Source organism: Xanthomonas sp. SHU 308 (assembly GCF_000364645.1).
GTDB classification, from domain to species: Bacteria; Pseudomonadota; Gammaproteobacteria; order Xanthomonadales; family Xanthomonadaceae; genus Xanthomonas_A; species Xanthomonas_A sontii.
Genome location: NZ_AQOK01000525.1, coordinates 1 through 774, shown reverse-complemented (window position 1 = coordinate 774; position 774 = coordinate 1). Strand labels below are relative to the sequence as shown.

At 75.2% G+C, this 774-nt stretch carries 1 protein-coding gene; it reads right to left on the bottom strand.

Annotated elements, in window-relative coordinates:
- Nucleotides 1-774, bottom strand: a 774-nt coding sequence (locus tag D588_RS0115630) for a hypothetical protein (RefSeq protein ID WP_017916651.1), incomplete at both ends; no start/stop codon positions are given.

Sequence of the window (774 nt, the reverse complement as noted above, 5' to 3'; positions counted from 1 at the left end):
GGGTGCCGCGGCCGCGGCGGCGGTACCGGCGCTGGCCGCCAGCAGCGCATCCACCTCGCTGAGGGTGTCGCGCAGGTACCAGTGCCCGTCGCGGCGCACCAGCACCGCGGTGGTGTCGATCTGTTCGCCGTCCAGCGGGTACTGGATGCGCACCACCGCCTGGTCGCCCTGCTGGTTGACCAGGCCGGTGCGCAGCGCGCCGGCGCTGGCGTCCAGGTCCAGGCCGTAGTCGGCCAGCACCGCCTTGAGGTCGGCCAGGAACGGGCCCAGCCGGCGCAGGCTCTCGTCCATGCCCAGGGTGCGCAGGTCGGCATCGTTGCGCACACCGGTGCGGCGCGCGCTCGCGCACAGCCGCGCGAGCGCCGCCTGGGCGCGCTTGCGCTCGGACAACGGTGCGCGCGCGGCCCAGGCGCTCAGCGCCTGCACCAGTTGCACGTAGTGGCCGCGCTGTTCGGGCGTGTAGTGGCCCTGGTTGCGCAGGAACTGCACGCCGAACAGGCCCAGCGAGTGCGCCGCCTGCTTCAGGCTCGCCGCCTGGCCGCCGAACTGCGCGTCGAAGGCGCGTTGCAGCTGGCGCTCGGCGTCCGGCGCGGCGAGGGTGTCGAGCACCTCGGGCAGGCGTTCGGCCAGCGGCAGCTCGGTCAGCGGCCAGCGGCTGTGGTCCTCGCTCCAGGCCTGTTGCAGGCGCTGGTACTGGGCCGGCGGCACCGCGGCGCGGGCGTAACCGAGCAGGTCGTTGCGCTGCAGCGCGTGCGCCAGCGTGCGCACCGCGGC